The following is a 21,179-nucleotide window of genomic DNA, read 5'->3' on the forward strand; positions in this document are numbered from 1 at the left end:
GGACTTCGTACAGTGCGATCGCCGCGCACAACATGCCGTACTCGCGGCGTTGAGCTCCCGCCGGTGATCACTTCACCGGCGCCCGCGTGCGCGGCGAACGCACGCAGCAACAACGGCAGGAGTGAACGGAGGGTCCGCGAAATCCCAGTTGTATTCGCCCCACCTTCCGGCTGCTGCTGTTCGCGGAAGGTCAGTCGTGGGGGACTTCCTCCACCACGGTTTCTGCGAAGCGCCACGAGCCCCGGTTGCCTGACGCCTCGGCGCGCAGGCCCGCTTCCCAGGCGATGCGGGCGGCCCGGCGGTGGGAGAGGTCGGGGTAGTCCCCGGGGTGCACCTTGATGTAGCCGCGGCGGTCGGCGGGGTAGGTGCCCAGGGCCTCCCGGAGTTGCTGTTCCTGTTCGTGCAGGGTGGCGGCGGAACTGCCGCGCTGCGCCGTCGCCGAGCCCCGCCGGGCCATCCAGCCGACGGAGGCGAGTGCGGCGAGGGCGAACGCGGAGGCCCCGAGGAGTTCGCCGGTGGCGTCGGCCTGGCCCGGTGTGCGGGGGGCGAGTTCGCCCTCGGGGTCCGCGATGACCGTGACGGTCTGGCCGACTTCGTAGAGGTCGGAGGGCGTTGTCAGGTCGGGCCCGGGTACGGGGGTGCCGTCCTGGCGCTGCAGCGTGTAGTGGTAGTCGCGGTTCTTGCGTCCTTGGCCCGGGTCCCGCCGCTCCTCGCGGACCGTCGCCGTGACCTCGTTGCCCCGCTGCTGCAGGGTGAGGTCCTCACGGGCCATCCCCGCCACGCCCACGGACATCACGGAGGCGCCCACGATGAACAGCGCCGCGTACGTGCCTGGCGCACCCAGTCTCCGGATCAGGAGGATGAGCAGCCCCGTGTGCGCGATCCACAGCGGCACCTGGAGCCCGAGGCCGAAGCTGCCGGCGACGAGGTACATTCCGGCGATCGCGGCGAGGACGTAGCAGCCGATGGCGATCGCCAGCCACGTGCGCTGGCGGGTCTCGGGCTTCCCCTGCGCGTGCTGCGTAGGCTTCCCGTCGGTGCTCATGCCGCGACGCCCTCTCCGCTCGGATTCTTCTCCGCCGGCCCGCCATCCGCCGGCCCGCCATCGGTTGGCGCGCCATCTGCCGGTCCGCGGTCGTCCGGCCCACGGTCGTCCGGTCCGTCATCGGCCGGCTCCTGCGTCGAGACCGACTGCATGAGAGTGCCGAGCAGATCGAGGTACTCGGTCCAGTGCTCCCTGTCCTCGGTCATGAAGAGGAACAGGGCCGAACCGGGGCCGGTGCTCAGGGGCACGCAGAACTGGACCTGGCGGATCGTCGCGGGGACCGGGTCGTCGAGGCCGAAGAGCACACCGGGCAGCTCCAGCTCCCGGTCCTGGATGCACAGGGCGGACGGGCCGTACGGCAACATGATCAGGGCGACTTCGGCATCCGGGTGCTGTTCGCGCCACTGGAGCGCCGTGCGCCTGGCCGAGCCCCGCCGGTCCTGGTCCCGGGGGCCAGTGTCCGGTCGTTCGACGAGTACGGACAGCGTGCCCTGCGACAGCTCGCCGTCCGGCATGCGCAGGAGACAGGCCGACACGTGCTCGGCGCCGGCCGCGATCGCGGTCTGGAGTGCGTACTCACCGGAGATGACGAGGCTGAACTTCTGCAGGGGTGTGGCGGCGTCGGCGAAGAGCGGGTCGACCGCCTCCGCCATCCGCAGCATGCGCTCCTCGGGGTCCTCCAGCAGATCGAACTGCGTGAAACCCGGCGGGAGCTCGAACCACAGGTCGGGAACGTCCGTGGCGGCAGGGTCGGCCGCCGTGGCAGTAGGGCCGGCCGTAGAAACAGCGGCGGTGTGCCCCGGGTCAGTGGTCGCCATCAGTCCGTCAACTCCCATGCGCCCAGGCCGATCGCGCTGCCGATGGCGACGGCGCCGCCGAACTTGCCGCCGCCGGTTCCTGTGGCGACGTTGGCCACGCCTGTGCCCCAGGTCGCGGCGTCGTACTTGCCCTTGCTCGTCTCATAGGCGTTGATCGCGGTCGGTGCCGTCCAGGCGAGCTGGGTCGCGGCCTGGACACCTTCCGTGGCGGTCAGCGCGGCGCCCCGGGGGACTCCGAGCTTCGCGGCAGCGGCCATGACGGGCTTGTCGATCACCATGGCGACCGGGTCCGCCGCCTTCATCACGTTCTTGGCCGTGGTGCCCGCCGTCTTGATGCCGACCTTCGTGCCCGCGACGACGCCGCCGGCCCCGCGCCCCGCCTTGAACCCGGCCATCACTCCCGCCTTCGCGGCGCCGACGCCCGGCACCATGCCCAGGGCGTCACCACCGAGCGTGAGCCAGTTGCCGATCCGCTCACCGGTCGGCGGCCACAGGCCGTCCACGCCGTACGCCGAGGCGTGTGCCAGGAGCGCCACCGCGCTCAGGCCGATCGCCAGGGGTGCGAGCACCGGACAGAAGATGGCGATGACTCCGATGACGGAGGCCGCCACGGTGATCCAGTCGGCGTGTTCCTGGATCCATTCGCCGACCGCGGATAGGAGTTCGCCCACCTGGTCGGGAAGGTCCGCGAGCGCTTCACCGAGGCCCTCGATGGCGTTCCCGAGCTTCTCCCACATCCCCGGCTCGTTCGGGGCGATGTCCATGGCGGAGTTCAGCCGGTCGGCGATCTCCTTGCCGAACGCGCCGTAGCTTTTCTGCATGCGGCGGCCCTTGCCGCGCAGCTCCTCCAGTTCGAGGTCCTGCGTGTTCACCGCCCGATTGGCTTCCTTGACCTCGTCCTTGTGGTCCGCGGAGTCCTTCTTCTTGTCGTCCCTGTCGTTGAGACGACCGACCTTGTCATGCGCCTCTTTCAAGGACTTGGCGACGGCCGCTGCCTCTGCCTCCAGCCTGACGGCGGCCCGCTGCTTGCGCTCCATGTACTCCGCCCAGTCCTCAAGGGCGGACGCCGCTCCGCGGAACGAATCACGGGCGTCGTCCATGCGGGGGCGGAACTCGTCGTCGAACGTCTCCCGGAAGCTCTCCGCGGTCTTGCCCTTCCAGTCACCGACACCGGTGCCGTGCAGCACATGGCAGATCTCACCCAGAGCCTTGGCCGTACGCCGCACGGTCTTGGCCACATCGTCGGCCACCACGTGATCACCGGGGCAGGGCACGAACCCCAGCGCCGGGAAGTCCTCCAACTGCGCCTCGGCCACGGCTACTTCCCCTTGCCCTTGCGCTTGTCCTGGTCGTTCGCCTTGGCCAGTTCGTCGTCGAGGTCCTCGAACGCCTTCTTTATCTTGAGCAGCGCATCGGATGCCTTGCCCGAGAACTTCGTCAGCTGTTTGATCCCGTAGGACCATTCGTCGCCGAAGTCATCCATGCGCTTGGCGAGGTCGTGCGCCCCCATGGCGTCGCCGGAAACCTTCTCCATGTCCCGGCCCGGTTGCCGCATGAGGTCCGCGATGTGGTCGAGGTTGTGTCTCACCCTGTTCAGCACCGCGTAGTCGATCGACAAGTCACTCATTACGCTTCCCCCGTTTGAACCTGCGTGTGTTCGCGCCGCCCCCACGTCAACTGCGCTGCCCTGTAAGGCTCGACAGCACGTGTACGCGTTCGGCGGGGCGCACCTCGCCCGCCCCGTGCGCAACCCGCCCCGTGCGCAACTACTACACGCTTGTAGAGAGAAGCTATCATCCCCTGCAAGGCGCGGCTCGGACGCGTCATAGGAGTGAATGACCGGCGCGAGCGCGGGAAACGGGCAAGCATGTGGACAGGCCGGATAAGACGAGCTCTCACCCAAGAACAGACACCGCGGCAGCTGAAGGCGTGCTGCTGGATCTTTGCCGTATTCGCGATTGCCGAACCCATCGGGTTCGTGGCGACCTTGACGGAGAGCCACCCGAGCACATGGACTCTGGTCTGGACAGGATTCGGCACGATCTTCTTCCCGTGCATGCTCATCGTGACCCTGCGTCAACTGCGCGCGAAGAGACTGGCAAGCGAGAAGCCATAGCGCGCTTTCCACCCGCTTGAGCCCACTCTTCATACCGCGCTTCCCGGTAGCGGGCGTGATTTGGGGTACAAGGGCCGGCATGGCACCGAAGACGGAACACCTCATGTCCCTGCGGGCCCTACGACAGCTGCGCCGCACTCGCAGTTTCTACGTGGCGGGTGCCCTGCTCTGGGCCGCCGCAGCGGCCTGGACGGGATGGACACACCCGGGCAGCCGCCAGATGTGGATCTCCCTGTTCCTCGTGGCGGTATTCACCGGCCTGCTCGGCACCGCCTCGCTGTGGTTGTACCGCCTGCAGTCCGTCTCGGAACGCAAGCCGACGCGCCATGCCGCGTCCCGGGGGAGCATCACGCCAGGTCACGCAAACGCCTGAACCCACAGCTGGATCAACCTCGCCCCTTCGCGAACGCCCCCGCTCCAGTGGACGGCAGGGCGGCGTGTCGCGCCGATGAGATTGCCGACTGACTGAAGTCTTCCCTATGACGTTCCGCCCCTCGGCGGATCAGGAGATGGCGGATCACGCCGTCATGGAGACGAGAGGGAGGCCGGCATGAGCAATCCGATCCGGCTGTACATGTCGATGTCGCTCGACGGTTATATCGCCGGTCCCGACGATCGACCGGGCCAGGAGCTGGGACGTGCCGGCGGGCGGCTTTTCAACTGGCTCGACGACCGCGAATCCGACGGCCCCAGCGGGCAGGTCTACCGCGAGGCGCTGGCCACCGGCGCGGTCATCTCCGGCCGCCGGACCTTCGAACTCGCCGGGCGCTGGAAGGGCGACCATCACGACGGTGTGCCGATCCTCGTCCTCACCCACCAGGTAGACGAAGGGGACGTGCCGCCCGGCCACGCGCGCTTTGTCACCGACGTCGAGGACTGCGCCCGCCAAGCCCGCGCGGCCGCCGGGGACCGGCCGGTGATGGTCCACGGTGCGGGCGCGGCCCAAGCGCTCCTGCGGGCCGGGCAGCTGGACGAGATGGAGATCCACCTGGTCCAGGTCCTCCTGGGCGGCGGCCGACGTCTCTTCGACCACCTCGGCGGCAAGCACATCGAACTCGACCTCGTCCGACGACTCGAGGACCGCGACGTCACGCACCTGCGCTATCGGGTACGCCGCCCCGGGGAATCCGCATGAAGACGCTCTTCGTCTCCTACCGCGTAACCGACCTGGACCGCTCGCTCGGCTTCTACACCGCCCTGGGCTACGCCGAATTGGGCAGGGTCGACGGCGGCGACGGCAACCACCTCGTGATCCTCAAGTTCCCCGGCGAACCTGCGGCTTCGCTCGAACTGGTCCACCGTCCCGACGGCGGACGCGTCGATGTGGGCAGCGGTTTCGACCACCTCGCGATCCAGGTGGAAACGCTCGCCACCACCCTGCAACGGCTGACCGACGCCGGTCTGGAGCCGGAACCCGTCCAGTACCCGGGCGGCCCGCACGGGCCGAAGACGTCATGGCTCACCGACCCGGACGGCTACCGGATCGAATTGGTCGAGTGGCCGTCCGGACATCCCGACGGCATCACGGAGGCCGACTTCTCCTGAGGCGCTACCGGTGAGTGGAGTGGGGCATCTCTTCTCCCGACAGGCGGGGATTTCGGTGTGCCGTCTCCGGCCCGGGACACCTGTAGATGCGCAGCCAGCGCGGAGCGCAGGGCCCGGGGCTGCTCGCAGGCCAGGTGCCCGCAGTCGATGATTTCCGGCACGGCGCCGGAGATGCCCTGCGCGAGTTCCTTCGCGTGCTCCACGGGGGTCGCAACGTCGCGGGAGCCTCCGATCACGAGAGTGGGTGCGGAAATCTTCGCCAGGTCGCGGCGCAGGTCACAGGTGGCCAGGGCATCGCAGCAGGCCGCGTAGCCCTCCGGGGCGGCCGAGCGGAGGGTGTCCAGCAGCCGCCCGGCCAAGGGGGTGCCCGCCGTGGCGGGGGAAGCGAACCAGCGGTCCGGGCTGCTCCGCAGCAGGGGAGCGGTGCCTTCCCGGCGTACGAGGTCGGCGCGCTCGCGCCAGGGCCCGGCCGTCCCGAAGTGCGCCGAGGTGCACACCAGGGCGAGGGAGGCTACGCGCCCGCGATGGTGGGCGGCCAGGTGGGTGCCGATGGCTCCGCCGAGGGAGATGCCCGCGTAGTGGAAGCGGTCGCCGCCGTGGTGATCGGCGAGGTCGAGGACCAGCGAGGCGATGTCGTCGACCGTTGTACGGCCCGGCGCCGGATCACGCAGCAGGCCGGTGGGCGAGCCGCCGTGGCCGGGCAGGTCGTATCGCAGCACTCGGAAATGACGTGCCAGGAAGGAAAGATGCGGCTCCCAGATCGCCGTCGACGTGCCCAGGGACGGGCCGAGGAGCAGCAGGGGTGCGTCGGCTGGGCCCTGTATGTGGTGGTGGAGCAGGTGGGGTGGGGGCACGGTGTCTCCTGAGAGTGCCGGTCGGGCGGCCGGGCGCGGGGCGGCTCGGGGGCGGGGTGCGTGCGCCTGGCCGCCCCCGGTTCCTCACTGCGCCGGGGCGTGGGCGGCGAGGTCGGAGGGGTGCTGCGCCAGGGGAGTGACCTCGATCTTCATGAACGGGAACAGGGGCAGTCCCCACAGGAGTTGATGGAGTGCCTCGTTGTCGGCGACGTCGAAGACGCTGATGTTGGCGTACTGGCCGACACACCGCCAGATGTGCACCCACTGGCCCGCCTTCTGCAGATCCTGGCAGTAGGCCTTCTCCCGGCCCACCAGGTCCGCGCGGAGGTCGGGCGCGAGGTCACGCGGGATGTCGACGTCCATGCGTACGGCGAAGAGCACGGTGCATCACGCCTTGTCGAGAACGAAGTCGTAGGTCACTTCGCGGCCCTGGCCGTCCGCGACCGGCGTCGGGGCGAGAATCAGCTCGGGCTTGACGGCCGTGGCGATGTCGTCGCCCACGTGCTCGCCACCCTGGAAGTACAGCTGGGTGGTGATGAGTTGGTGGCCCGGGGCCGCGACTTTGAGGTGCAGGTGTGCGGGGCGCCAGGCGTGCCATCCGGCTGCTTCGATCAGCTTGCCGCAGGAGCCGTCGGTCGGGATCTGGTACGGAGCCGGTTCGATCGTGTGAATCTTGAAGTTGCCCCGGGCGTCGGCGACGACCGTGCCGCGCAGGTTCCACTCCGGCAGGCCGGGGGCGAACTGGGAGTACAGGCCGTCATTGTCGGCGTGCCACATCTCCACGACGGCGCCGGACAGGGGAGTGCCGTCGACGGCGCGGACCTGGCCCCGGAAGAGCAGCGGCGTCCCCTGCTCGCTGTCGCGCGTGGGCAGGGACGCCTCGGCGGCGAAGCGCGGGGAGCCGGGGATGTAGTACGGGCCCTCGATGGTGCCCTTGCTGCCCTCCCTGCTCTCGCCCGCGACCTCCTCGACGGCGTGCTCGATCCACACGTCCAGGAAGAGCGGCCACTCGCCGTCCTCACCCACCTGGATCAGCCACGCCTTGAGCGCGTCGTACTCGGCGTACGTCACCTTGTGGCGGCGGACGATGTCGTGGGTGGCGGCGAGGAGTTCGGAGACCAGCGTGTCGACGCGCTCGGTGTCGGCCGCGGTGTTCTCGGTGCGCTGCTTGCTGCGGAACTGCTCGGTGGCGGCGGCTCCGGAAGCGGCCGCGGTGGCCTGCTCGGTGATGAGGTCGGTCATGATCGTCCCGTTCTGTTCGTCAAGTCCGTGCGGTTTGTTGAAGAGGTGCCGTTCGCTGAGGCCGTGCAGTGTGTGGAGGTCAGCGGTCCTGGCGGTAGCGCGCCAGTTTGCCGGGGTCGATGTCGATGCCGAGTCCGGCGCCCTCGCGTACGCGCAGGGTGCCGTTCTCGATGGTCAGCGGCTCGGTGAGGAGGTCGTCGGTCATGTCGAGGAAGTTCGACAGCTCGCCGGCGTGCAGCGAGGCGGAACGGTGGGCGGCTCCGAACGCGGCCGCGCACAAGGTACCGATCTGCCCGTCGATCTGATTGCCCATCACCACTTCGACGCCGAGCGCCTCGCAGGTGTGCAGAACGCGCTGGGAGGCCGTGAAGCCGGTGCGGGCCGTCTTGATGCTGATGGCCGTGGCGGAGCCGCCCAGGAGTTCGCGGGTGACCTCGGCGGCCCGGGTCGCGCTCTCGTCCGCGATGAAGGGGACCGGGCTGCGGGCGACGAGCCAGCGGCGCCCCAACACGTCGTCGGCGGGGCAGAGTTCCTCGGCGAAGGTCAGGCCGAGGTCCTCCATGTCGCGCAGCGCGCGGGCCGCGTCGGAGGGTGACCAGCCGCGGTTGCCGTCGATGTAGAGCTCTACGCCGGGTCCGAGGGCCTCGCGCAGTGCCCGGCATGCGGCGACGTCCAGTGTGTACGGCTGACGGCCCACCTTCACCTTGAACGTGGTGATGCCGTACGTGTCGCGGATGCGCTGGGCCTCGGCGACCATCTGCTCGGCGGGTGCGAAGCCCACCATGTGGCTGACGCGCATGCGGTCCGTGCAGCCGCCGAGCAGTCCGTTCACCGGTAGGCCGGCACACTGGCCGAGCAGGTCCCACAGGGCCATGTCGAGGGCGGCCTTGGCGGTCGGGTTGCCGACGGTCCGGTCCAGGTGGGCGTGGATCGCCTCGCGTTCCAGTGCCGACATGCCCAGGAGCTGCGGGGCGAAGATCTTGCCGATCACCGCGATGATCGACTCTTGGGTCTCGCCGTACGTGAAGGGGCGCGGCGGTGCCTCGGCGGTGCCGGTCAGTCCCTCGTCGGTGTGTACGCGGACCAGGACGTGCTCGGCGGTGTGCACGGCGCCGCTGGCGAACTCCAGGGGTTTCGCGTAAGGAATGGCGAAGGGGATGGCCTCCACCTGAACGATCTTCATGTCAGTCCTTCGGTGGCAGGGGGAAGGCGTCTGCCTCACGTGAGCCGTCCGCCTCGCGTGGCCCGTCCGTTGCGAGGAAGGCCCCGTTTCGTTCCAGCACGTCCAGCAGGTTGCGCAGCAGCGGTGAGGTGTCATCGGCCCGCCAGGCCAGGACCAGGGGCACGCTGAGCGCGTCTTCGATCGGTTTGCACACCACGCCCTCGCGCGGTGCGGAGCGGATGGAGTCGGGGAGCACGGCGATGCCGAGTCCGGCGGCGACCAGTGCCAGTGCGGCAGAGGTCTCGGTGATCTCGTACGCGCGGTGCGGATAGAAGCCGGAGGCCAGACAGCTGCGGACGACGGCGTCGTTGACGACGGAGCCGAGCGCGGCACCGTACATGATGAAGTCCTCGTGCCGCAGCTGCTCGATGCGCAGGGATTCGGCGTCGGCCAGCCAGTGCTCCTCCGGTACGGCCGCGATCAGCGGCTCGTCGGCGAGGCGCCGATGCGCGATGCCTTCCTGGCGGGTCGGCGGGCGCAGCAGTCCGACGTCGAGGCGCCGCTCGGTCAGTGCGAACTCCTGGGCGGGTGTGAGCATCTCGGTGTGCACCTCCAGCATCACGTGCGGCATTTCCCGTTTGACCATCCGTGCCAGCAGGGGCAGTTGGCGATACGAGGCGGAACCCGTGAGGCCGACCCTGAGCACCCCCTCCACTCCGGCGCCGAACCGCCCCACCCGTGCCACCGCCTCGTCGACGGACTTGAGGATGCGTTCCACGTCGGTGCGGAACACCTCGCCGGCGCCGGTGAGGGCGACCTGGCGTGTGGTGCGGGTGAACAGCTCCACCCCCAGTTCCTTCTCCAGTCGGCGGATTGCCTGGGAGAGCGGGGGCTGGGCCATGTGGAGGTGTTCCGCGGCCTTTCCGAAATGCCGGGTCTCGGCTACGGCGGCGAAATAGCGGAGGTGTCTGAGTTCCATCGGGCTGCCCCATTTCCTGTGTCCGGGGCCCTCGAATGCGCTTCAGCGTAGGGAGCGAACCCCATACTCCACAAATATCCGCTCACACCGTATTGAGACGGCAGGGATATCAATACCCCCCTGGGTCAACCCCGGGGAAATACCCGGGGCCGTCTCTTCACCGCGCTGCCATGGTGCTGAAAAGCACTGGCAACGCGGCCGCCGTCCAGGCAGGCCCGGTCGAGGCGAAAGGGACGCGAACATGGCGGAGGACTTCAGCCGCGCACGGACCATCCTCGAAGGCGCCCTGGTGGAGGACCCGGAGCAGGGGGTCCACCGCATCAGGCGAAACGTCTTCACCGACGAGGAGCTCTTCGAACTGGAGATGAAGCACATCTTCGAGGGGAACTGGGTCTATCTCGCGCACGAGAGTCAGATTCCCGGGATCGGCGACTACTTCACGACGTACATAGGCCGTCAGCCCGTCGTCATCTCCCGTGACAAACAGGGGGAGTTGCACTGCCTGATCAACGCGTGCAGCCATCGTGGCGCGATGCTGTGCCGCAGGAAGACGGACAACCGCACCACGTTCACCTGCCCCTTCCACGGCTGGACGTTCAACAACAGCGGCAAGCTCCTGAAAGTGAAGGACCCGCGCGGGGCCGGCTATCCCGAGCAGTTCAACACCGACGGTTCGCACGACCTGAAGAAGGTCGCGCGCTTCGAGAGCTACCGCGGCTTCCTCTTCGGCAGCCTTGCCCCGGACGTCAAGCCGCTGCGCGAGCACCTCGGTGACGCGGCGGTCGTGATCGACATGATCGTCGACCAGTCCCCGGACGGCCTGGAAGTACTGCGGGGCGCCTCCACGTACGCCTACGACGGCAACTGGAAGCTCCAGGCGGAGAACGGCGCCGACGGCTACCACGTCTCCGCCACCCACTGGAACTACGCCGCGACCCAGGCCCGGCGCACCTCCGGGGAGTCGAAGAACGACACCAAGACGATGGACGCCGGCGGCTGGTCCAAGCAGAAGGGCGGCTTCTACTCCTTCGACCACGGCCATCTGCTGCTGTGGACCCGCTGGCTCGATCCCGCCAACCGGCCCCTGTACGCCAAGCGCGCGGAACTGGCCGCCGAGGTCGGAGAGGACAAGGCGGACTGGATGATCGGCGTCTCCCGCAACCTGTGTCTCTACCCCAACGTGTACCTGATGGACCAGTTCAGCTCGCAGATCCGGCACTTCCGCCCGGTCTCCGTGGACCGGACCGAGGTCACCATCTACTGCATCGCCCCCAAGGGCGAACCGGCCGGGGACCGCGCCCGGCGCATCCGCCAGTACGAGGACTTCTTCAACGCCACCGGCATGGCCACCCCGGACGACCTGGAGGAGTTCCGCTCCTGCCAGAAGACCTACCAAGCCCGGTCCATGCCCTGGAACGACCTCAGCCGCGGCGCCGTGCACCAGATCGAGGGACCCGACGAGGACGCCAAGAAGATCGGCATCAACCCGATCGCCAGCGGGGTGCGCACCGAGGACGAAGGGCTCTATCCCATCCAGCACAGCTACTGGCTCCAGACCCTGCGCACGGCTCTGGACGCGGAGGGGGCCAAGTGAACACCGCGACCGAAGCGAGCACGGCGGTGGCCCAGGAGACCACCCTCGAAAGCATCCGTCAGTTCCTGTACCGCGAGGCCCGCTACCTCGACGACCGCGAATTCGAGAAGTGGCTGGAGTGCTACCGCCCCGACGCCGAGTTCTGGATGCCCGCCTGGGCCGACGACGACGAACTCACGCGTGACCCGCAGACCGAGATCTCCCTCGTCTACTACTCCAGCCGGGCGGGCCTTGAGGACCGTGTCTTCCGCATCCGCACCGACCGCTCCAGCGCGACCAGCCTCCCCGAGCCGCGCACCGGCCACAACATCACCAACGTCGAAGTCACCGGCAGTGAGGGCGACGTGCTCTGCGTGCGCTTCAACTGGTTCACGCTGTACTACCGCTACCAGACGACCGACACGTACTTCGGCACCTCGTACTACACCCTGGACCTGTCGGGCCCCGAGCCGCTCATCGCATGCAAGAAGGTCGTCCTGAAGAACGACTTCGTGCATCACGTCGTCGACATCTACCACGTCTGAAGCGACGCCGCTCCCCGCCCGCTTTCCCGCTCGCCCGCACGTCGAAAAGAGCACCCGTATGTCCTTCCAGGTCGCCCTGAACTTCGAGGACGGCATCACGCGGTTCATCCAGTGCAGCCCCGATGAGACCGTCGCCGAGGCCTCCTACAAAGCACGTATCAACATCCCGCTGGACTGCCGCGACGGCGCCTGCGGGACCTGCAAGTCGATGTGCGAGTCCGGCCGTTACGACGGCGGTGACTACATCGACGAAGCACTCACCGACGACGAGGCAGCCTCAGGCCTCTGCCTGCCCTGCCAGATGACCCCGCACAGCGACCTCGTGCTGCGCGTTCCCTCCTCGTCGGCCGCCGCGAAGACCGCAGCGGCCACACACCGTGCCACCCTGGCCGCCCTCACGCACCACTCCGCCACCACCGTCGAGTTCACGCTGGAAGTCGAGGACCGCGAGGCACTGGACTTCCTTCCCGGCCAGTACGTCAACATCGCCGTCCCCGGCACCGACCAGGCCCGCTCGTACTCCTTCAGCTCCGGCCCCGGCCAGCAGCGGATCTCCTTTCTGGTGCGCACGGTCGACGGCGGCGCGATGTCCGGCTATCTCACCGACCGCGCACGGATCGGCGACCGCCTCGACGTCACCGGACCCATGGGCAGCTTCTACCTGCGCGACATCGCCCGCCCCGCACTGCTCCTTGCGGGCGGCACCGGTCTGGCCCCGCTGCTGTCGATGCTGGAACGGCTCGCACAGCACCCCGCCGCCCACCCCGTGCACCTGATCTACGGCGTCACCACCGACCAGGATCTCGTCCACCTGGACACCCTGGAGGACTACGCCGGCTTCATCCCCGGCTTCACCTTCGAGCACTGTGTCGCCGACGCCGCAAGCACCGCCCGCAACAGGGGCTTCGTGACCGGCCTGATGGACGCCTCCACCCTCCACGACGGCGATGCCGACGTATACCTGTGCGGACCGCCCGCCATGGTCGAGGCCGTGCGCGAGCACATCGCGGGGCTCGGCATCGCCCCGGCGAGCTTCCACTACGAGAAGTTCACCCCGGCCGCCGCGCGCGAGACGGCCCGCGCCGCATGAGCGCCCACCCCGACCGGTTCGCCGGCAAGACCGCTGTGGTCACCGGCGCCGCGCAGGGCATCGGGCTCGCCGTCGCCCGGCGGCTGGCCGCCGAGTCCGCCCGCCTGACCCTCGTGGACCGCTCGGAGCTGGTCCATGAGGTGGCCGCCGAGCTGGGCGCCCACTCCGTCACCGCCGACTTGGAGACCTACGCGGGCGCGGAGGACGCGCTCACGGCGGCACGCGAGCACCACGGCCACATCGACGTCCTCGTGAACAACGTCGGCGGCGCGATCAACTTCAAGCCGTTCACCGAGTTCACCGCGCAGGAGATCCAGGCGGAGCTCACCCGTTCCCTGCTGACGACCCTGTGGGCCTGCCGCGCGGTGCTGCCCGCCATGACGGCACGCGGGCACGGAGTGATCGTCAACGTGTCCTCGGCCGCGACCCGCGGCATCCACCGCATCCCGTACTCCGCGGCCAAAGGCGGCATCAACGCGCTCACCGCCTCGCTCGCCCTGGAGTACGCCGAGCACGGCATCCGCGTCGTGGCCACCGCCCCCGGCGGAACCGACGCGCCCGCGCGCCGTATCTCCCGCGGCACGCCGCCGCAGCGCACCGACCAGGAGAAGGCCTGGTTCCAGGCCCACATCGACCAGACCATCCGGTCCTCCCTCCTCAAGCGCTACGGCACCCTGGAGGAACAGGCCGCCGCCATCTGCTTCCTCGCCTCCGACGAAGCGTCCTACATCACCGGCACGGTCCTGCCCGTCGCGGGCGGCGATCCGGGTTGACCGATATCCGGCCGCGACCGCGCGTGGGCACACACCCACGACGTCCGGATGGCCGCGTCGGGGGCGGTGCTAGCGTGCGAGCCCATGGATGACCGCCCTGAGCTGCAGCGCAGCCTGATCGGGCGGGCCGGTGAGAGTGCCCTGCTGGCCCGTGCGATCACCGCCGCCCGCTCCGGTCGCCCCCAGCTGCTCCTGGTCGAGGCCCCGGCGGGCATCGGCAAGACGGCACTGGTCGAACACGCGCTGGCGCAGGGGGACTGCGACACCGGCATCGTGCGCGTCGCCGGAGTGCCCTGGGAAGCGGGCCTGCCGCTGGCGGTCGCCGACCAGATCGTCCGCGCCCACGGCAGCGCCGCCGACCTGCCCGATCCGGCGGCACCCGACGCGGTGCTGGACACCGGCAGCCTGCTGTATCGCCAGTGGTCGGCGCGCCAGGAGAGGCAACCCGTGATCGTCGTCGTCGACGACGCCCACTGGGTCGATGCCGAGAGCCTGCGGGCCATCCGCTCGGCGCTGCGCCGGATGTCCACGCAGAGGGTGCTCGCGGTGCTCGTCGCCCGGGACGAGGTCGACGACGTCCCGGACGGGCACAGCCACCTGTCCGAGCCGTTTCTCGCCACCCAGGAATTCCTCGACGGCTGCCGCGACCATGCCCTGCGGCCACCGCCGCTCACGCCGCCGGAGGTGGGCGCCCTGGCACGCGAGACGGCCGGGCTCACCCTGGGCCTGCCCGCCGCCCGCGACTTGTGCCGCCACACCCGGGGCAACCCGCGCCACACCATCCGGCTGCTGCGCGAGCTGCCGGGGGAGACCTGGCAGGACTGGCGCCCCGAACTTCCCGCTCCGGCGCGCTACGCCGCCACGGTCCGCCACCGTCTCGCCGGATGCGGGCCGAGCGCCCGGGCCCTGGTCGAAGCCTGCTCCGTGCTCGGCCAGGACACCACGCTCGCCGAGGCCGCCGCCCTGGCGGGCCTGGATACGCCGCTGCCCGCCGTGGACGAGGCCCGTGCGGCCGGGTTGCTGGCCGTGACGCTCAAACCGGCACGCCCCCAGCTGGCCTTCCCGCACCCGCTCACCCGGGCGGCCGTCCTCACCGGGATCGACCTGCCGCGACGGGCGGCGTTGCACACGCGTGCCGCGCGGATCACCCCGGACCGGGGGCGGCAGCTGACGCACCGGGCGGTCGGCGTCATCGCGGCCGACGAGGATCTCGCGGACGAACTCGACCGGTATGCCGTCGAGCGCGCGTCCGCGGGGGAGTGGTCGGCCGTGGCCGACGCCCTTGTGCGTGCGGGCCGGCTGAGCAGCGGCCGCAGGGCGCGCGAGGAGCGGCTGCTGCGCGCCGTCGACGCGATGATCGGGGCGGGCGATGTGCCCCAAGCGGCCGCGTTCGCAGCGGAGTTGGAGAGCTTCGCGGCGACGCCCCTGCGGGACGTGGTGCTCGGCTATCTGGCCATCATGCGCGGTCGCCCGGCGGAGGCCGAGTCCTTCCTGGCCGCCGCGCAGGAACACATCGACCCCGAAAGCCAGCCCGAACTGATGGCGAAGGTCTGCCAGCGCCGCGTGCTGCACGCCTTGGCCCGCTGGGACGGCGAGGCGCTTGTCGCCTGGGCCCGGCAGGGCGTCGAGCTGGCGCAGCAGGACGATCCCTCGGGCATCGAGTCAGAGGCGGTGCTCGGTCTGGGCCTTGCGATGGCGGGCCGCACCGACGAGGCCCTGGCCGCCTATGACCAGGCGGCCGCCGGCTTCACCCGAGGGGCGCAGCCGCAGCGCTTCCAGCTGGGCCGCGGCTGGGTCGATCTGGCCATAGACGAACCCGAGGCGGCCCGCCGCCGCCTGGAGGCGGCCGTCCCCACCGGCTACCGGATGGGCTCCACCCGCATCTCGCTGTGGGCGCAGGGCTGGCTGGCGCGCACCCAATTCGCCCTGGGCGCCTGGCCCGAGGCCCTGGACACGGTGCAGCGGGCCGGCGCCCGGCTCGCGGACGTCCGTATCGAACTGGTCCGCCCGCTCGTGCACTGGACGGCCGCGCAGATCCACGCCCTGCGCGGCGACTGGGAACTGGCCGACCGGCACGTGGACGAGGCCACGGCCGACCTGCACCACTACGAAGCCATGCTGGCCCCGGCCTGCCTGGCCCGCGCGCAGGTGGCCGAGGCGCGCGGCGACTACGAACGCGTCATCGAGGCGCTGTCTCCGCTGGTGCAGCTCACCCCCCGCGGCTCCCTCGACGAGCCGGGGTTCTGGCCGTGGCCGGACGTGTACGCCAACGCGCTGGTGATGACCGGCCGGCTCGATGAGGCCGATGCCTTCCTCACGCCGCACGAAGAGCGTGCGGCGTGCCGTGAGCGCCGCTCCGCGCAGGCCCGCCTGGCCCTGGCCCGCGGGCGTCTCACCGCCGCGCGCGGCGACGTCGAGGCGGCCCGCGGGCAGTTCGAAGCGGCTCTGGCCCGTCTCGACCACCTCCCGCTCCCGTTCGACCGGGCCCGGGTCAACTTCGCCCACGGGCAGACCCTGCGCCGCGCCGGCAAACGCCGCGAGGCCGACACGGTCCTGAAGAACGCACGGGACGCCTACGCCACGCTGGGCGCCCGGGCCTACGTGGAGCGCTGCGACCGCGAACTGCAGGCAGGCGGAGTCCACCTCAGCCGCGCCACGACCGGGATGACCCGGCTGACCCCGCAGGAGCAGGCGGTGGCGGTCCTCGTCGCCGCGGGCGCCACCAACCAGCAGACGGCGCTGGAGCTGTTCATCTCGGTCAAAACCGTGCAGTACCACCTCACGCACGTCTACTCCAAGCTCGGCATCCGCTCCCGCAGCGAACTGGCCGCCACCTTCCGGGACGCACCCCCCACCGCCTGACGGTGCCACCGCCCCGGACCCCGGGGGCGGACCGCGCGCCCGCGGTCAGATGCCGCTCACGCTCTGCTCGATCACGGCGGCCACCTGCTCGGACGCGGGGGAGTTGCGGTGCGCCCGGCGGGCGAGGAGCAGGTCGACGGATTCGGGTTCTTCCAGCGGTACGTAGGTGACGCCCTCGAGGCTGAGGCTCTGCACCGACTGCGGCACCAGAGCCACGCCGTGACCGGCGGCCACGAAGACGACCAGGGTGGCCGTCTCCCCGACCTCGGTCAGCGAGGCGGGCCGGAACCCCGCCCGCTCGCAGGCGTTCAGCACCCGGTCGTACATCGAGGAGCGGGACTGCGAGGGGTGGACGACGAACGGCTCGTCGGCCAGCGCGGCCAGTGCCAGGCTCGGGCGGCCCGCCAGCGGGTGGTGCGAGGGCAGCACGGCCACCAGCGGCTCGGACCGCAGCGGCGTCAGGCGGATGTCCGGGTCGGTGACCGCACCGCGGATGACCGCGAGGTCGTAGGTGCCGGCCAGCAGCCCCTCGACCAGCTCGGGGGCCAGCACCTCGCCCCGCAGGTCCATGGTGATCCCCGGCAGCTCGGCGCGTACGGTGCGGGCGACCTGCGGCAGCACGTCGTAGGTGGCCGTCCCGATGAACCCCACGGCGACCCGTCCCGCGTGCCCGGTCGCCAGTTCCCGCATGCGGGCGCGGGCCCGCTCCTCCTCCAGGACCACCACGCGCGCGTAGCCGGTCAACTCGCGTCCGGCCTCCGTCGGTTCGACGCGGCGGGTGGTGCGCGTGAAGAGGTCCACCCCCAGCTCGCGTTCCAGCTGCTTGATCTGCTGGGACAGCGCCGGCTGCGCCACGTGGAGTCGGGCGGCCGCGCGGCCGAAGTGGCACTCCTCGGCCAGCGCGAGGAAGTACCGGAGCTGACGCAGTTCCATGCACCCACCCTAACCGCATTCATAAATCGTGCTTATTAATTCATGCGAACTAGGTCTTGGACGTGATGAAGCGTGCGCTCCTACCGTGAGCGTGTGACCGACAGCTATCTGTACGCAGCAGCACGCACCCCCTTCGGGCGGTTCTCCGGGGCCCTGGCGAACGTACGCCCCGACGACCTCGCCGCCTCCGCCATCACCGCAACCCTGGCCAAGACTCCCGGCCTCGATCCGGCGGAGATCGGCGACGTCGTGTGGGGCAACGCCAACGGCGCCGGCGAGGACAACCGCAACGTCGGCAGGATGGCCGTCCTCCTGGCCGGGCTGCCGACCTCGGTCCCGGCCACCACCGTGAACCGGCTGTGCGGATCGTCGCTGGACGCGGCGATCATCGCTTCACGCGCCGTCGAAACCGGCGACGCGGACATCGTGCTGACCGGCGGGGTCGAGTCGATGACCCGGGCACCCTGGGTCCTGCCCAAGCCCGCCAAGGAGTTCCCGGCCGGCGACATGACGGCTGTGTCCACCACGCTCGGCTGGCGTCTGGTCAACGCGCGCATGCCCAAGGAATGGACCGTCTCCCTGGGCGAGGCCAACGAGCAACTCGCCGAGCGCTTCTCCGTGACCCGCGGCCGGCAGGACGCCTTTGCCGCCCGCTCCCACCACCTCGCCGACGACGCCTGGAACACGGGCTTCTACGACGACCTGGTCGTGCCCGTCGCCGTGGACGCCAAGGGTGCCGTGCTCGACCGGGACGAGGGCATCCGCCCCGGTTCCACGCCCGGGAAACTCGCCGCCCTCAAGCCCGTGTTCCGCCCCGACGGCGTCATCACGGCCGGCAACGCATCCCCGCTGAGCGACGGCGCCTCCGCGGTCCTGCTCGGCTCGGGCGCGGCCGCCGCACGTATCGGCACCGACCCGATCGCCCGTATCGCCGGACGCGGTGTGTCCGCACTGGACCCGCAGCAGTTCGGCTACGCCCCCGTGGAAGCGGCGAACCGGGCCCTGAAGCGCGCGGGCATCGCCTGGTCCGACGTCGCCGCCGTCGAGCTGAACGAGGCGTTCGCCGTCCAGTCCCTGGCCTGCGTCGACGCCTGGGACGTGGACCCGGACATCGTCAACGCCAAGGGCGGCGCGATCGCCCTGGGCCACCCCCTGGGCGCCTCCGGAGGACGGCTCCTTGCCACCCTCGCCCACCGGCTGCGCGAGACCGGCGAGCGGTGGGGCGTCGCGGCCATCTGCATCGGAGTGGGCCAGGCGCTCGCCGTGGTCCTGGAAAACGTGACGGGAGACGCCCGATGACCGCTGTGACATGCGCCGACGCCGACGAGGCCGTGGACGGCATCGAGGACGGATCCACCGTCCTGGTCGGCGGCTTCGGCATGGCCGGCATGCCCGTCGACCTGATCGACGCGCTCATCCGGCAGGGCGCCAAGGACCTCACCGTGGTGTCCAACAACGCCGGCAACGGCGACACCGGCCTCGCCGCGCTGCTGGCCAAGGGACGGGTCCGCAAGGTGATCTGCTCCTTCCCGCGCCAGACGGACTCCTGGGTGTTCGACGAGCTGTACCGCGCGGGCCGCATCGCACTGGAGGTCGTCCCGCAGGGCAACCTCGCCGAACGCATGCGGGCCGCCGGAGCGGGCATCGGCGCCTTCTACTGCCCCACGGGCGTCGGCACGCTGCTCGCCGAGGGCAAGGAGACCCGCGAGATCGACGGGCGTGCCTACGTCCTCGAATACCCGATCAAGGGCGACGTCGCGCTGATCGGCGCCCACCGCGCCGACCGCATGGGCAACCTCGTCTACCGCAAGACCGCCCGCAACTTCGGGCCGGTCATGGCCACCGCGGCGACCACGGTCATCGCCCAGGTCCGCGAGATCGTCGAGACCGGCACGCTGGACCCCGAAACCGTCGTGACCCCGAGCATCTATGTCGACCGAGTGGTACAGGAGGCGGCCCGCGCATGACCCCCGCACACCGAACGACGACCGAGCAGGGCCCGCTCAGCAAGCACGACATCGCCGCCCTCATCGCACGCGACATCCCCCAAGGCGCCTACGTCAACCTGGGCATCGGCCAGCCGACCCTCGTCGCCGACCACCTGCCCGCCGACTCCGGCGTGGTCCTGCACACCGAGAACGGCATGCTCAACATGGGGCCCGCCGCACAGGACGACCAGATCGACCCCGATCTGACCAACGCGGGCAAGGTCCCCGTCACCGAACTGCCGGGAGCCGCGTACTTCCACCACGCCGACTCCTTCGCCATGATGCGCGGCGGCCATCTGGACATCTGCGTCCTGGGAGCGTTCCAGGTCTCCGCCGCGGGCGACCTAGCCAACTGGCACACCGGCGCGCCCGACGCCATCCCCGCCGTCGGCGGCGCCATGGACCTGGCCATCGGCGCCAAGCAGGTCTACGTGATGATGACCCTCTTCACCAGGGACGGCGCCGCCAAGCTGGTCCCCGACTGCACCTACCCGCTCACCGGCCCGGGCTGTGTCGACCGCGTCTACACCGACCTCGCGGTCTTCGACATCACCCCGCAGGGCGTCAGCGTCGCCCGCACCTTCGGGATCACCCCGGACGAACTCACCGCCCGCCTCGACATCCCCCTGACCTTCGCCTGACGCTCGCATGGGCATGGGCATGGGCATGGGCATGGGCACGGGCAGGCCCCGTAGGAACTGAGGCCGGGGGAGAGTCGACCCGGCGTGCGGGACCTACGGGGCATCCGCCTTGGCAAGCACCACGGACGGCGGTCCGTCCGGATCGGGATGGAGCTCCACCACCTGCGAATCCTTCGGGTAGAGCTGGATGCCACCTACCTTGCCGAGGCCACCCTCCTTGATCGTCAGATAGACGAAGTCGCTGGCCTCGTCCCGGGCGACGAACTCCCATCGGCCGCTGAAGTCGATGGGGTCGGTGTCTCCGCTCCCCGTGGCTTCGTCCGCCGAGATGTCAGTAGCGGTGAACGTTCCGTCGGAATCGAGCCGGATCTTCCCGCCCGTCTTGTCGCTGCGGTACACGCCGGGCAACTCATCGGCGTCGACCGAGGTCGCGCACCCCGAGGTGAGTACCGCAGCAGCGCTCAATGCGGCGACGAACCACCGCCCGCCTATCCCCCTGATGATCACGGCGCCAGCATAACGGCAGCACTCACAGCCGAACCCGGCCGCTCAGAAGTAGCCGTTGTCGTCCTCCCGCTCTTCCTCGGGGGTCCGCCGGATACGCCACGCGGCGAAACCGGCTCCGAGAGCCCCGCCGACGAGAGCGGCCACGCCTCCCCACAGATCGCTGTGCGAGAGCCCCACGACGAGCAAGCCGGCCACCAGGGCTCCGGCCATCAGATACATGACGACGATGAAGCCCGCGGCGAGATACCGGTCCCGCAGCGGCGGCAGGCCCCCGCTCACCGGCCCCGCCCCTCAGCGGCGTGAGAGGCGGGGGCGTTGACCCGCCTGAAGTACTGGGTGCGACGGCTTCGTTGCATCAGGTCCCCGATTCATGTCCGGTCATGTCCGGCTCGCCTTTCTGCCGTATGACCCGAAACAACCGAGCCAACCGCCGAAGCACGCCGCTGGATCCCCTCCCGGTATCTCCGTTGATCGCGGTCGGGGCCGCGCCGGTAGAGTCGACTGGA

The 21,179-nt window shown here is 70.2% G+C and carries 23 protein-coding genes; 11 read left to right on the forward strand and 12 right to left on the reverse strand.

All coding sequences use genetic code 11. The features are described 5' to 3' along the window. Positions 1–190: 190 nt before the first annotated feature. The 4 genes from ABZ906_RS19915 to ABZ906_RS19930 are packed head-to-tail and all read right to left on the reverse strand — an operon-like array spanning position 191 to position 3,490. Positions 191–1,045, reverse strand: coding sequence for a hypothetical protein (locus tag ABZ906_RS19915; RefSeq protein ID WP_361384077.1), 855 nt, complete (start codon positions 1,043–1,045; stop codon positions 191–193). Further along, positions 1,042–1,863, reverse strand: a complete 822-nt coding sequence (locus ABZ906_RS19920) for a hypothetical protein (RefSeq protein WP_361384080.1) — start codon at positions 1,861–1,863, stop codon at positions 1,042–1,044. The genes ABZ906_RS19915 and ABZ906_RS19920 overlap by 4 nt, the downstream gene beginning before the upstream one ends. Then, positions 1,863–3,179: a putative T7SS-secreted protein gene (locus ABZ906_RS19925; RefSeq protein ID WP_361384083.1), complete on the reverse strand. Its 1,317-nt coding sequence runs from the start codon at positions 3,177–3,179 to the stop codon at positions 1,863–1,865. Before ABZ906_RS19925 ends, ABZ906_RS19920 begins: the two co-directional genes overlap by 1 nt. 2 nt (positions 3,180–3,181) lie before the next feature. After that, positions 3,182–3,490, reverse strand: coding sequence for a hypothetical protein (locus ABZ906_RS19930; protein WP_361384086.1), 309 nt, complete (start codon positions 3,488–3,490; stop codon positions 3,182–3,184). Between the two features lie 568 nt (positions 3,491–4,058). On the opposite strand from ABZ906_RS19930, the gene ABZ906_RS19935 reads away from it, so the two are divergent. The 3 genes from ABZ906_RS19935 to ABZ906_RS19945 all read left to right on the forward strand — a co-directional run bounded on the left by ABZ906_RS19935 (position 4,059) and on the right by ABZ906_RS19945 (position 5,524). After that, positions 4,059–4,352: a hypothetical protein gene (locus ABZ906_RS19935; protein WP_361187256.1), complete on the forward strand. Its 294-nt coding sequence runs from the start codon at positions 4,059–4,061 to the stop codon at positions 4,350–4,352. Positions 4,353–4,529: 177 nt separating this feature from the next. After that, complete coding sequence (locus tag ABZ906_RS19940; protein WP_361384089.1) at positions 4,530–5,114, forward strand: dihydrofolate reductase family protein; 585 nt, start codon at positions 4,530–4,532, stop codon at positions 5,112–5,114. Further along, on the forward strand, positions 5,111–5,524 hold the full coding sequence (locus ABZ906_RS19945; protein WP_361384092.1) for a VOC family protein: 414 nt from the start codon (positions 5,111–5,113) through the stop codon (positions 5,522–5,524). Before ABZ906_RS19940 ends, ABZ906_RS19945 begins: the two co-directional genes overlap by 4 nt. Here ABZ906_RS19945 and ABZ906_RS19950 read toward each other — a convergent pair. The 5 genes from ABZ906_RS19950 to ABZ906_RS19970 form a co-directional block, all read right to left on the reverse strand. Continuing rightward, a complete protein-coding gene (locus tag ABZ906_RS19950; RefSeq protein WP_361384095.1) occupies positions 5,455–6,378 on the reverse strand; it encodes an alpha/beta fold hydrolase in 924 nt (307 codons plus the stop codon). The two genes, ABZ906_RS19945 and ABZ906_RS19950, sit on opposite strands and share 70 nt — an antisense overlap. An 84-nt stretch (positions 6,379–6,462) precedes the next feature. Further along, positions 6,463–6,759 carry a muconolactone Delta-isomerase gene (catC, locus tag ABZ906_RS19955; protein WP_361187246.1) on the reverse strand — a complete coding sequence of 99 codons (297 nt, stop codon included), beginning with the start codon at positions 6,757–6,759 and terminating at the stop codon, positions 6,463–6,465. A gap of 6 nt (positions 6,760–6,765) precedes the next feature. Beyond that, complete coding sequence (gene catA, locus ABZ906_RS19960; RefSeq protein WP_361384098.1) at positions 6,766–7,620, reverse strand: catechol 1,2-dioxygenase; 855 nt, start codon at positions 7,618–7,620, stop codon at positions 6,766–6,768. 79 nt (positions 7,621–7,699) lie between these two features. Further along, complete coding sequence (locus tag ABZ906_RS19965; RefSeq protein ID WP_361384101.1) at positions 7,700–8,803, reverse strand: enolase C-terminal domain-like protein; 1,104 nt, start codon at positions 8,801–8,803, stop codon at positions 7,700–7,702. Between the two features lies 1 nt (position 8,804). After that, positions 8,805–9,761: a LysR substrate-binding domain-containing protein gene (locus tag ABZ906_RS19970; protein ID WP_361384104.1), complete on the reverse strand. Its 957-nt coding sequence runs from the start codon at positions 9,759–9,761 to the stop codon at positions 8,805–8,807. 241 nt (positions 9,762–10,002) lie between these two features. Between ABZ906_RS19970 and benA the strand changes: the two genes are divergently transcribed. From benA to ABZ906_RS19995, 5 genes are all read left to right on the forward strand, one after another. Beyond that, on the forward strand, positions 10,003–11,355 hold the full coding sequence (benA, locus tag ABZ906_RS19975; RefSeq protein ID WP_361384107.1) for a benzoate 1,2-dioxygenase large subunit: 1,353 nt from the start codon (positions 10,003–10,005) through the stop codon (positions 11,353–11,355). Continuing rightward, complete coding sequence (gene benB / locus ABZ906_RS19980) at positions 11,352–11,879, forward strand: benzoate 1,2-dioxygenase small subunit (protein ID WP_361384110.1); 528 nt, start codon at positions 11,352–11,354, stop codon at positions 11,877–11,879. Before benA ends, benB begins: the two co-directional genes overlap by 4 nt. A 58-nt stretch (positions 11,880–11,937) precedes the next feature. Further along, a complete protein-coding gene (benC, locus tag ABZ906_RS19985) occupies positions 11,938–12,969 on the forward strand; it encodes a benzoate 1,2-dioxygenase electron transfer component BenC (RefSeq protein ID WP_361384113.1) in 1,032 nt (343 codons plus the stop codon). Beyond that, positions 12,966–13,742 carry a benzoate diol dehydrogenase BenD gene (benD, locus tag ABZ906_RS19990; RefSeq protein ID WP_361384116.1) on the forward strand — a complete coding sequence of 259 codons (777 nt, stop codon included), beginning with the start codon at positions 12,966–12,968 and terminating at the stop codon, positions 13,740–13,742. Before benC ends, benD begins: the two co-directional genes overlap by 4 nt. Positions 13,743–13,826: 84 nt before the next feature. Next, entirely contained in the window at positions 13,827–16,604 is a 2,778-nt protein-coding gene (locus tag ABZ906_RS19995; RefSeq protein ID WP_361384119.1) for an AAA family ATPase, read from the forward strand. Positions 16,605–16,649: 45 nt separating this feature from the next. Here the strand turns inward: ABZ906_RS19995 and ABZ906_RS20000 are convergent, their stop codons facing one another. Next, positions 16,650–17,537, reverse strand: coding sequence for a LysR substrate-binding domain-containing protein (locus ABZ906_RS20000; RefSeq protein WP_361384122.1), 888 nt, complete (start codon positions 17,535–17,537; stop codon positions 16,650–16,652). A 93-nt stretch (positions 17,538–17,630) separates the two neighbouring features. Between ABZ906_RS20000 and ABZ906_RS20005 the strand changes: the two genes are divergently transcribed. From ABZ906_RS20005 to ABZ906_RS20015, 3 genes are read left to right on the forward strand one after another with little or no spacing between them, the layout of a single operon-like run. Beyond that, on the forward strand, positions 17,631–18,836 hold the full coding sequence (locus tag ABZ906_RS20005) for a thiolase family protein (RefSeq protein WP_361384125.1): 1,206 nt from the start codon (positions 17,631–17,633) through the stop codon (positions 18,834–18,836). Then, positions 18,833–19,504, forward strand: coding sequence for a 3-oxoacid CoA-transferase subunit A (locus ABZ906_RS20010; RefSeq protein WP_361384128.1), 672 nt, complete (start codon positions 18,833–18,835; stop codon positions 19,502–19,504). Before ABZ906_RS20005 ends, ABZ906_RS20010 begins: the two co-directional genes overlap by 4 nt. Then, positions 19,501–20,166 carry a 3-oxoacid CoA-transferase subunit B gene (locus ABZ906_RS20015; RefSeq protein ID WP_361384130.1) on the forward strand — a complete coding sequence of 222 codons (666 nt, stop codon included), beginning with the start codon at positions 19,501–19,503 and terminating at the stop codon, positions 20,164–20,166. Before ABZ906_RS20010 ends, ABZ906_RS20015 begins: the two co-directional genes overlap by 4 nt. Positions 20,167–20,259: 93 nt before the next feature. Here the strand turns inward: ABZ906_RS20015 and ABZ906_RS20020 are convergent, their stop codons facing one another. Continuing rightward, positions 20,260–20,673, reverse strand: a complete 414-nt coding sequence (locus ABZ906_RS20020) for a hypothetical protein (RefSeq protein WP_361384133.1) — start codon at positions 20,671–20,673, stop codon at positions 20,260–20,262. Positions 20,674–20,715: 42 nt separating this feature from the next. After that, on the reverse strand, positions 20,716–20,952 hold the full coding sequence (locus ABZ906_RS20025) for a hypothetical protein (RefSeq protein WP_361384136.1): 237 nt from the start codon (positions 20,950–20,952) through the stop codon (positions 20,716–20,718). Between the last annotated feature and the right edge of the window lie 227 nt (positions 20,953–21,179).

Origin of the sequence: Streptomyces sp. NPDC046925 (assembly GCF_040644915.1) — a bacterium.
In the GTDB taxonomy this organism is placed as follows: domain Bacteria; phylum Actinomycetota; class Actinomycetes; order Streptomycetales; family Streptomycetaceae; genus Streptomyces.

What these genes read in the sequence shown, in the direction of transcription:
- benA (WP_361384107.1), top strand. Translation starts at nt 10,003, where the DNA reads ATGGCGGAGGACTTCAGCCGCGCACGGACCATCCTCGAAGGCGCCCTG.
- ABZ906_RS19945 (WP_361384092.1), top strand. Translation starts at nt 5,111, where the DNA reads ATGAAGACGCTCTTCGTCTCCTACCGCGTAACCGACCTGGACCGCTCG.
- ABZ906_RS19940 (WP_361384089.1), top strand. Translation starts at nt 4,530, where the DNA reads ATGAGCAATCCGATCCGGCTGTACATGTCGATGTCGCTCGACGGTTAT.
- ABZ906_RS19920 (WP_361384080.1), bottom strand. Translation starts at nt 1,863, where the DNA reads ATGGCGACCACTGACCCGGGGCACACCGCCGCTGTTTCTACGGCCGGC.
- ABZ906_RS20000 (WP_361384122.1), bottom strand. Translation starts at nt 17,537, where the DNA reads ATGGAACTGCGTCAGCTCCGGTACTTCCTCGCGCTGGCCGAGGAGTGC.
- ABZ906_RS19935 (WP_361187256.1), top strand. Translation starts at nt 4,059, where the DNA reads ATGGCACCGAAGACGGAACACCTCATGTCCCTGCGGGCCCTACGACAG.
- ABZ906_RS19995 (WP_361384119.1), top strand. Translation starts at nt 13,827, where the DNA reads ATGGATGACCGCCCTGAGCTGCAGCGCAGCCTGATCGGGCGGGCCGGT.
- ABZ906_RS20015 (WP_361384130.1), top strand. Translation starts at nt 19,501, where the DNA reads ATGACCCCCGCACACCGAACGACGACCGAGCAGGGCCCGCTCAGCAAG.
- ABZ906_RS20010 (WP_361384128.1), top strand. Translation starts at nt 18,833, where the DNA reads ATGACCGCTGTGACATGCGCCGACGCCGACGAGGCCGTGGACGGCATC.
- ABZ906_RS19915 (WP_361384077.1), bottom strand. Translation starts at nt 1,045, where the DNA reads ATGAGCACCGACGGGAAGCCTACGCAGCACGCGCAGGGGAAGCCCGAG.
- benD (WP_361384116.1), top strand. Translation starts at nt 12,966, where the DNA reads ATGAGCGCCCACCCCGACCGGTTCGCCGGCAAGACCGCTGTGGTCACC.
- ABZ906_RS19930 (WP_361384086.1), bottom strand. Translation starts at nt 3,490, where the DNA reads ATGAGTGACTTGTCGATCGACTACGCGGTGCTGAACAGGGTGAGACAC.
- ABZ906_RS19970 (WP_361384104.1), bottom strand. Translation starts at nt 9,761, where the DNA reads ATGGAACTCAGACACCTCCGCTATTTCGCCGCCGTAGCCGAGACCCGG.
- benC (WP_361384113.1), top strand. Translation starts at nt 11,938, where the DNA reads ATGTCCTTCCAGGTCGCCCTGAACTTCGAGGACGGCATCACGCGGTTC.
- ABZ906_RS19965 (WP_361384101.1), bottom strand. Translation starts at nt 8,803, where the DNA reads ATGAAGATCGTTCAGGTGGAGGCCATCCCCTTCGCCATTCCTTACGCG.
- catA (WP_361384098.1), bottom strand. Translation starts at nt 7,620, where the DNA reads ATGACCGACCTCATCACCGAGCAGGCCACCGCGGCCGCTTCCGGAGCC.